At 72.4% G+C, this 9481-nt stretch carries 8 protein-coding genes; 5 read left to right on the forward strand and 3 right to left on the reverse strand.

Going from position 1 to position 9481, the window contains the following annotated elements:
* The 3 genes from ACWGIU_RS19490 to ACWGIU_RS19500 form a co-directional block, all read right to left on the reverse strand.
* Positions 1-904: serine/threonine-protein kinase (locus ACWGIU_RS19490; RefSeq protein WP_453707427.1), on the reverse strand; the 904-nt coding region annotated here is incomplete at its 3' end.
* 2 nt (positions 905-906) lie between these two features.
* Complete coding sequence (locus tag ACWGIU_RS19495; RefSeq protein WP_453707429.1) at positions 907-1635, reverse strand: hypothetical protein; 729 nt, start codon at positions 1633-1635, stop codon at positions 907-909.
* A 5-nt stretch (positions 1636-1640) separates the two neighbouring features.
* Positions 1641-4013, reverse strand: a complete 2373-nt coding sequence (locus ACWGIU_RS19500; RefSeq protein ID WP_453707431.1) for an FHA domain-containing protein — start codon at positions 4011-4013, stop codon at positions 1641-1643.
* Positions 4014-4192: 179 nt separating this feature from the next.
* Here ACWGIU_RS19500 and ACWGIU_RS19505 point away from each other — a divergent pair, with 179 nt between their 5' ends.
* From ACWGIU_RS19505 to ACWGIU_RS19525, 5 genes are all read left to right on the forward strand, one after another.
* Positions 4193-5248 (forward strand): cation diffusion facilitator family transporter, encoded by a 1056-nt coding sequence (locus tag ACWGIU_RS19505; protein WP_453707433.1) that lies wholly within the window; start codon positions 4193-4195, stop codon positions 5246-5248.
* Between the two features lie 58 nt (positions 5249-5306).
* The gene (locus ACWGIU_RS19510) at positions 5307-5786 is read left to right on the forward strand and encodes an NUDIX domain-containing protein (RefSeq protein ID WP_453707435.1); all 480 of its coding nucleotides are present in this window, start codon (positions 5307-5309) and stop codon (positions 5784-5786) included.
* A 48-nt stretch (positions 5787-5834) separates the two neighbouring features.
* Positions 5835-7088, forward strand: coding sequence for a Tm-1-like ATP-binding domain-containing protein (locus tag ACWGIU_RS19515; protein ID WP_453707440.1), 1254 nt, complete (start codon positions 5835-5837; stop codon positions 7086-7088).
* Between the two features lie 141 nt (positions 7089-7229).
* Complete coding sequence (locus ACWGIU_RS19520) at positions 7230-8840, forward strand: serine/threonine-protein kinase (RefSeq protein ID WP_453707436.1); 1611 nt, start codon at positions 7230-7232, stop codon at positions 8838-8840.
* Positions 8837-9481 (forward strand): hypothetical protein (locus ACWGIU_RS19525; RefSeq protein ID WP_453707438.1); only part of this gene is annotated, 645 nt, incomplete at its 3' end. The genes ACWGIU_RS19520 and ACWGIU_RS19525, both read left to right, overlap by 4 nt.

Below are 9481 nucleotides of genomic sequence, written 5' to 3' on the forward strand. Positions count from 1 at the left end.
CCCCGGCCGTCGGCGGTGGGCCGCCGCCCTCCCCCGCCCGCCGCAGGGCTCCGGTGAACTCCAGACAGCTGTTCCACCGGTCGTCCGGTGACTTGGCCAGCGCCTTCGCCAGTACCTCGTCCACGGCCTCCGGCAGGTCCGGCCGCCGTGCGCTCAGCGGTGGCGGGGCGTCGTACTGATGGGCCCACAGCAGGGCGATGTCGTCGTCCCGCTGGAAGGGCGGTTCCCCTGCGAGAGCCTCGTAGACGACGCACCCGAGGCTGTAGACGTCGCAGCGGCCGTCCACCGGCTTGCCGGAGATCTGTTCCGGCGCCACGTAGGTCACGGTCCCGACGAACTGGCCGTCGGTCGTGAACCCGGTGAGTGACAGCGATTTCTTCGTCAGTCCGAAGTCCGTGAGGTAGGCGTGTTCCGGGTGGTCCCGGTCTGTGCCCGGCGCGATCAGGATGTTGCCCGGTTTCACGTCCCGGTGGACCAGGTCGTGCGCGTGGGCCGCGTCCAGCGCGGAGGCCACCTGGCCGGCGATCCGCGCGGCGGTCCCCACCGGCAGGGGGCCCGTCCGGTCCAGCATCACCCGCAGGTCCGGACCCTCGACGAGGCGCATGGCGATGTAGAGCAGCCCGTCCGCCTCCCCCGCCTCGAACACGGGCACGATATGCGGGTGCTCGATGGTCGCGGCGACCTTCGACTCATGGGCGAACCGCTGCCTGAAGGTAGCGTTCCGGGCGAGTTCGGGGGCCAGCAGTTTCAGTGCCACCCGCCGGTCGAGGCGCAGGTCCCGTGCCTCGTAGACGACGGCCATGCCGCCGCGCCCGATCTCGCTCTCCACCAGGTACCCGGCGATCTCCTGCCCGCGCAGGTCGGTGGGGGACCCGCCGGCGGGCTCCGCGCGTTCCTCGTCCACCGTCAGCCGCCTCCGGGGTCGCGGGTGTCCACGATCCGGGTCGGGTCATGGGCCGCTGACCGCTCGGGCTGGTCTCCGGGCCGTTCGGGCGGGACTCCGACCGCCTCGGTCGGTGTCGGTTCCCTCCGTACGGCGCCCGCGCCGCCCGGATGCGCTGCCGTGGGCGGCGGCTCGGCGGGCGGCCGCTGTGGCCCGGGGTCGGGGGCGGCCGGGCCACCCGGGCCGGCGACGACCGCGTAAGTCGTCATGCGGTCCCCGTCGTCGTACAGCCACCTGCCCGAATTCTCGTCGTAGAGCCACACCGACTCCCCGTCGATGACCACGCCGGCCCGCAGTCCGCGTACGGAGCGGCGGAAGGCGTCGGTGTCGATCCGTCCCGAGGCGAGCTCGTCCACGGCCCGCCGGTAGCGTTCGAGAGCCTCGGAGCCGCGGGTGAGCAGGGGCCGCGGGTCCTCGGAGCGGACCGGGGGCCGTCCGCCGGCCGTCGGCGGCGGGTGCGGCACGGCGACGAGCAGCCGTCCGTCCACCCAGGCGGACCAGCCGTTGGCGCACAGGACCTCCCCCCACTCCCCGCGCCGGGACAGCAGTTGCACGGGCAGGAACGGGTCCAGGGGCACGGTCGGCCGGGAGACGTCGGGCGCCTCCCAGGCGGACAGTCCCTCCTGCGGCACCACATGGGTGGGACGGAAGTCCGCCACCTCGCCTCCGGGGTATCCCAGCGGGCTGCTCATGAGGCCTACTTCCGCATGATGGTCGGCTCGTGGCGGCGCAGCAGCCGGGCGACCAGCACGCCGAACAGCACGGAAAGGACGACGAGCATGCCCATTTCGAGGAGCCACAGGTGGGCCTCGTGGTCGAACAGCGGGTCCTGAGTGATCTTGCCGGGCACGATCGCGCCGAGGTCGATGGTGCCCGCCATCGCTCCCATGGCCCACCGGGCCGGTACGAACCAGGCCAGCTGTTCGATGACCGGGACGCCGGTGAGTTTCAGCAGGGAGCCGCAGAAGACGACCTGGACGATCGTGAGGAGGACCAGCAGCGGCATGGTGACCTCCTCCTTGGTCACCAGGGCGGAGATCAGCAGGCCGAGCAGCATCGCGGTGACGGACAGCAGGGCGACGGCGAGGGTGATCTCGATCAGTGGTGGCATGAAGAGGCCCTGGCCGCCGGGAGCGTTGATGGTGACTCCGGCGAGGCCGACGAGGGTGAGGACCACGGCCTGGGCGACGGTGACCGCGCCGAGGACCACGACCTTGGACATCAGGTAGGCGGACCGGGACAGGCCCACGGAGCGCTCGCGCCGGTAGATGACGCGTTCCTTGACGAGTTCGCGCACCGCGTTGGCGGCGCCGATCAGGACGCCGCCCACGCACAGGATGAACAGGGCGTTCAGCGCCGTTTCGGCGTTGAGGGAGTTGCCGGCGAGTGCGCGGGTCATGGCGCCCATGACGAACGGCAGCGCGACCATGATGATCAGGAAGGTGCGGTCGGACCTGAGCACGGCGGCGTACCGGCGGATCAGGGTGGAGAGCTGGGAGCCCCAGCTCTGGGCCTTGGGGGGCGGCTGCAGTGGGACACCGGCGGCCCGCTCGGCCCGCGCCGTGAGTGGGGGCCGGTTGGCGGTGACGTCGATGTGGCGGCGGTGGAGCGGCGAGGCCTGGTACTCCGTGGCCCAGTCGCGGTCGCGCTGGTTCTCGAAGGCTTCGAAGGCCTCGGGCCACTGTTCGAAGCCGAAGAAGCCGAGGGCCTCCCCGGGGGGACCGTAGTACGCGATGCGCCCGCCCGGCGCGAGGACCAGGAGGCGGTCGCAGCCTTCGAGGTTGAGGACGCTGTGGGTGACGACGATGACCGTGCGGCCGTCGTCCGCGAGGACGCGCAGCATGTTCATCACCGAGCGGTCCATGCCGGGGTCGAGGCCGGAGGTGGGCTCGTCCAGGAAGAGCAGGGAGGGCTTGGTGAGCAGTTCCAGGGCGACGGAGACGCGTTTGCGCTGGCCGCCGGAGAGGCTGTGGATGGGCTGGTCGGCGCGCTGTTCGAGGCCGAGCTCACCGATCACCTCGTCGACCCGGGCCTGCCGTTCGGCCTTGGCGGTGTCCTGCGGGAAGCGCAGTTCGGCGGCGTAGGTGAGGGCGCGCCGGACGGTGAGCTGGGAGTGCAGGATGTCGTCCTGCGGGACGAGGCCGATGCGGCTGCGCAGCTCGGCGTAGTCGCGGTAGAGATCGCGCCCGTCGTACAGGACGGTGCCCCGGTCGGCGGGGCGCAGGCCGGTCAGTGCGCCGAGCAGGGTGGATTTGCCGGCTCCGCTGGGGCCCACGACGGCGAGCAGGCATTTGGCGCCGACCGGGAAGGAGACCTCGTCGAGGAGGATCTTGCGGCCGCGGTCGACGGCGACGGTGAGGCCCTGGACGTCGAGGGAGACCTCGCCGGTGTCCACGTACTCCTGGAGCTGGTCACCGACGAGGCAGAAGACCGAGTGGCCGATGCCGACGATGTCGCCCTCGGTGACGGGGGTGGCCCGGGTCACGGCGGCGCCGTTGAGGTAGGTGCCGTTGTGACTGCCGAGGTCGACGATCTCGTAGCTGCCGTCCGCGAGGGCGTGCAGTTCGGCGTGCCGGCGGGACACGGTGAGGTCGTCGACGACGAGGTCGCTGTCGGGAGCACGGCCGATGCGGACGGCGGTACGGACGGGCAGCGGTCGTACGGTCGTCGGCTGCCGGAAGGTACCGGTCCTGGCCGGATTCGCGACCTGGGAGGGCCGACCGGTGGCCGCCGCGGCGGGTGGCGGGGGGGCCGGGTCGATGACGGCGGCGCGCGGCCCGTCGTCGAGGCTGCCGAAGCGCAGTTCGGTGCCGACGCCGACGCTCCACTCGTGGACCCGGTGGCCGTCGGCGTAGGTGCCGTTGGTGCTGCCCTCGTCCTCCAGCGTCCAGTGGTCGCCGTCGGGACGCAGGATCGCGTGGTGCCAGGAGACGCGGGCGTCGTCGAGGCAGATCTCGCACAGGGGGTCCCGACCGACGTGGTAGATCCGGTCGGGAGCCATCTCCGTCGCGCCCCAGTCGGTCACCAGGACGAGCTGGGGCGCGGTCGGCACACCGGGGCGCTGGACCATGAACAGATTTTCCCACGATCCTGAAGGTCCGGCACCGGTCAGACATCGCCGCAGGTCAGAGCCCTCTTATGGGTAATGACAACGGTCCCCGTTGCAGCCTTTGCCGATCCTGCCGGGGTGCGCTTCACTTCACGCGACGGAACCGAACACACGGGTGCCGCGACGAGACGGGGGACGACATGAGCGGTCACGACGACGAGCACGACGGCCACGGACACGGACCCGGGTCCGATGGTCACGGCCACGGACCCGGAGGACACAGCCACGGACCCGGAGGCCACAGTCACGGCGTGTCGGCCGACGCCGACCGGCGCTGGCTGGCGATCGCGCTCGCCCTGATCGGTGGGTTCATGGCCGTCGAGGTGGTCATCGGTGTCATGGCCAACTCGCTGGCCCTGATCTCGGACGCGGCCCACATGCTGACCGACGCCGTCTCGATCGTCCTGGCGCTGATCGCCATGCGGCTGGCCGCGCGCCCCGCACGCGGCGGCTTCACGTTCGGCCTCAAGCGGGCGGAGATACTCTCCGCCCAGGCGAACGGGCTGACGCTGATCCTGCTGGCGCTCTGGCTGGCGTACGAGGCGGTGCGGCGGCTGATGGACCCGCCGCCCGTGGAGGGCGGGCTCGTCGTGCTGACGGCGCTCACGGGCATCGTCGTCAATGTGGCGGCGGCCTGGTGCATCTCCCGGGCGAACCGTTCCACGCTCGTCGTCGAGGGCGCCTACCAGCACATCCTGAACGACCTGTTCGCCTTCATCGGGACCGCGATCGCCGGTCTGATCGTACTGACCACCGGTTTCCGGCAGGCGGACGCGATCGCCACGCTGGTCGTGGTGGTGCTGATGATCAAGGCGGGTTACGGGCTGGTCCGCGAGTCCGGCCGGATCCTCCTGGAGGCCGCTCCGGCCCATGTGGACCCGGACGTGGTCGGCGACCGGCTGGCCGGGCACCCGCCCGTCACCGAGGTCCACGACCTGCACATATGGACGATCACCTCGGGTCAGGCGGCGCTGTCCGCGCACGTGCTGGTGGAGCCGGCGGGCGACTGCCACGCCGTCCGCCGGGACCTGGAGGGGCTGCTCGACAAGGAGTACAGGATCACGCACACCACCCTCCAGGTGGACCATGCGCAGGACTCCCTCCTCACCGTCGGCCGCGCGGGCGGGGGCGCGTCCGACGCGCACTGCGCGGACGCGCACGGTCCGGTCCACCGGCAGGGCCCGCACGACCACTGACGGCGGCACGCGTACCGCGCGTCATTGGCGCGGGTCCGTACGGGGCATGGATGGACCCATGACGCACAAACGCAGTGCCGGACTGCTCCTCTTCCGGCGGACCGGTCCGGAGTCGCAGCCCGGTGTCGAGGTACTCCTCGGACACATGGGCGGCCCGCTCTGGGCCGGGCGGGAAGCCGGTGGCTGGGCCATCCCCAAGGGTGAATACGGGCCGGAGGAGACTCCGCGGAACGCGGCCCGCCGGGAATTCACCGAGGAGATCGGGCTGCCGCCGCCGGAGGGCACGTACCTGCCGCTGGGCGAGGTGCGGCTGACCAGCGGAAAGCTGGTGACCATCTGGGCGGTGGAGGCGGATCTCGACCCCGCGCTGATGGTGCCCGGCACCTTCTCGATGGAGTGGCCGCCGCACTCCGGGAACATTCAGGAGTTCCCGGAGCTGGACCGGGTGGCCTGGTTTGCTCCCCCACTGGCGCAAAACATGCTGATCCCCTCCCAACTTCCGTTCCTGGAGCGGCTGTTGGGGCTCCTGAAGGTTTGACCCACACTTGCACTTGCCAACACCCTTACCTGCATGGACATTGCACACATGACGAACGTCGTGCTGGTGGGAACCTTGGACACCAAGGGTGTGGAGTACGGCTGGCTGCGCGAGAGGCTGCTGCGCGCCGGCGTCGAAGTGGTACTGGTCGACACAGGAATCATGGGTGAACCCCGGGTGCCCGCCGACGTCCCGCGTGACGCGGTGGCCGAGGCAGCGGGTACGGAACTGTCGGAACTGCGCACGGCCGCCGACCGGGGTGCGGCCGTGACCACCATGGCGAGGGGCGCGGAGGCGATCCTCTTACGCCTGCACGCCGAGGGCAGGTTGCACGGGGTGCTCGCCGTCGGCGGGAGCGGCGGCACCTCCATCGCCACCCGGGCGATGCGCGCCCTGCCGCTGGGCGTACCCAAACTGATGGTCTCGTCCATGGCGTCCGGGGACGTCCGTCCTTACGTGGGCTCCTCGGACATCACCATGATGTACAGCGTCGTGGACATCGCGGGGATCAACAGCGTCTCCGCACCGGTCCTGGCGAACGCCGTGGCGGCGATCACGGGGATGGCCCGGGCCTACGCCCACACCTCCCCGGAGGGCCGCCCGCCCCTGCTGGGCACGGGCGGCCGCCCGCTGATCGCGGCGAGCATGGCGGGCGTGACCACGGCCGGGGTGGACGCGGCGCGTGAGCGGCTGACGGAACTCGGCTACGAGGTACTGGTCTTCCATGTCAGCGGCACCGGTGGCCGCACCCTGGAGACCCTGGCGGGCCAGGGGGTTTTGGCGGGCGTCCTCGACCTCACCCTCAGCGAGCTCGCCGACGACCTGTGCGGGGGCATCCTCAGCGCGGGGCCCGACCGGCTCAGCGCGGCCGGGCGGGCCGGAATCCCGCAGGTGGTGAGCCTGGGGGCGTTGGACATGGTGAAGTTCGGCCCGCTGGAGAGCCTGCCCCGGCAGGTCCGTGACCGGGGTGTCCACGTCCACAATCCGTCCATCACGGTGACCCGTACGACCGCGGCCGAGTGCGCGGAACTCGGGCGCCGGGTCGCCGCCAAACTGCGCGTGGCGAACGGACCCACGGCGGTCTGCGTCCCGCTCCGTGGACTGTCCACGCTCGGCGCGCCGGGTGGGCCGTACCATGACGCCGGCGCGGACCGGGCCTTGTTCTCGGCGCTGCGCGAGGGCCTGCGGGGAAGTGCCACCAGGCTGTACGACTACGACACGCACATCAACGATCCGGCCTTCGGTCTGGCTGCGGCCGACCGGCTGCACGCCATGATCGGCGCGATGCCGGCCGCGGCCTGAGCCATCCGCCGTGGTTGGGAACCGGCCACGGCGGAAACCACGTCCCAGGGGGCGTCCGGTCCCGGGAGGGCCGGTGGACGCCGGTCCGGGACCGGTCGTCCGAGCGATGCGGCGCCACACGGCAGGCAGGGGGCAGGAACGATGAACGACACGCGGGCGGCATGGTCGGTCCCCGGTTACACAGAGGTCCGTGAGCTCGGTTCGGGCGGCAGCGGCCGCGTGGTGCTCGCCGTCCACGACGGTACGGGCACCCCGGTCGCGGTGAAGTACCTCAGCGACCGGCTGCGCCAGGATCCGGCGTTCGTCGGGGAGTTCCGGGCTGAGGCCCGTCTCCTGGGCGGGCTGGAGACCCCGTACGTGGTCAGGCTCTACGAGTACGTGGAGGCGTCCGGCGGCGCGGCCATCGTCATGGAGCTGGTGGACGGCATCTCCCTGCGCGCCCTGCTGAAGCAGTCAGGGCGGGCCGATGCCGAGGCCGCGCTGGTGGTCCTCAAGGGCTCCCTGCTCGGGCTCGCGGCGGCGCACCGGGCCGGCGTGGTCCACCGCGACTACAAGCCGGAGAACGTCCTGGTCGCGCCGGACGGTTCGTCGAAGCTGGTGGACTTCGGGATCGCGGCGAACCGGGGCAGCACGCCCGGCGTGGCCGGAACCCCCGCCTACATGGCTCCCGAACAGTGGCAGGGCCGGCCGGCCTCGCCCGCGGCCGACGTGTACGCGGCGACGGCGACGTTCTTCGAGTGCCTCACCGGCCGCAAGCCCTACGACGGGGAGAACTTCGCCGAGCTCGCCGTCCAGCACATCGAGGCGCCGGTACCGGAGACCGAGGCGCCCGAGCCCGTACGTCCGCTGATCCGGCGCGGCCTCGCGAAGGCACCCGAGCAGCGGCCGGAGAACGCCGAGGCGTTCGTGGCCGAGCTGGAGGGCGTGGCGCTGGCGGCGTACGGGCCCGAGTGGGAGGAACGCGGACAGCGCAAGCTGGCGGCGCTGGCCGCCCTGCTACCGCTGCTGTTCCCGTCGGCGGGCGGCCCGGCGGCGGGTACCACGGATGTCGCTTCGACCACGGTGCCCGGCGGTTCCGGCTGGGCCCCGGGGCGTCGCGGCTGGCTCGCGGCGGGCGTGGCGCTGGTGCTGGGAACCGTACTGGTCCTGACGACGGACGCGATCGGCGCGGCCCCGGACGCGGCCTCGGCGGTGAGCGCCTTCGCCACCACGAGCGCGGCCCCGCCCGGATCGCCCTCGCCCAGCCCGAGCCCGAGCGAATCCGCCTCCCCTTCGCCGAGTCCGAGCCCTTCCGCGTCCCCGAGCCCGTCGCCGTCCGCGTCCCCGTCGCCGTCGGCTTCTCCGTCGTGGTCGCCGAGCCCCACCCCGAAGCCGACGGTGAGCTGGTCGCCCACGCCGACCCCGACACCGACGCCCACGCTGAAGGTCACGGACGTGTCCGTGTCGCTCAGGACCGGGGTCTACCGGGGCGACGCGACGATCTCGGTCGCCTCCCAGGGCGCCGGTTCGGTCACCGTGACGGTGGAGTGGTTCCTGGGCGGTGCCCAGGGCTCCTACTCCGTCCCTGACGGCACGGAGTCGTTCGTGGTCCCGGCCGGCTCGACGGCCACCGAGGTCAGGTCCCACACCTTCTCGCGCGGCCACGGCTGCTACGGCGGCGTCCGCGTCACCACCAAGCCCACCGCCGGAAACAAGTCCGCGTCGGCCTCGCAGTACCTGCTGCGCTGCACGGACCAGGAGGTGCCCCGATGAGCGGTTCCGCCGCCCCCGAGGGCGACGACTACAGCGCCACCGTCCTCGGCAGCCACTGGTTCAGCGGCCCGCCGGCCGGGGCGGAGCCGGTGACCGTGGTCCAGCCGGGGTCCGGGGGGGAATCCGTCACCGCGGTCCAGCCCGTGACCGCGGTGGAGCCGGTGGCTCCCGACCGGGTCGAGGGCTCCGTGCTCCGGTTCGGTCCCGGGGTCACCGCGGCCATGCCCGCGCCGTTCCCCGTCGACGCCGTGCCGGCCCTCGTTCCGCCGCCCCGGCGGCGCCGCCTGGCGGGCTTGCGGCGGTACGCCCTCGCGGCGCTGGTCCTGGCCGGGGTCCTCGCGTACCTCGGGTGGCAGCGGCTCGGCCCCGGCATCGAGGTCCGGGACGTGGCCGTGAGCACCGATCCCAAGGGCCCGGCCTGTGACGCGGCGGCCGATGTGGTGGCCGTCGTGGCGACCGACGGGCGCCCCGGCATCCTCACCTACCGGTGGGTGCGCAGCGACGGCACCCGGTCCGAGCAGCTGACCGAGCGGGTGCCGCGCGGTCAGCGGGAGGCCCGGCTGCACCTGTTGTGGACCTTCAAGGGCACGGGGACCTACCCGGCGAAGGCGGAGCTGCAGCTGGTGTCACCCGTGCAGCGC

This window comes from Streptomyces sp. NPDC054840 (assembly GCF_053611065.1).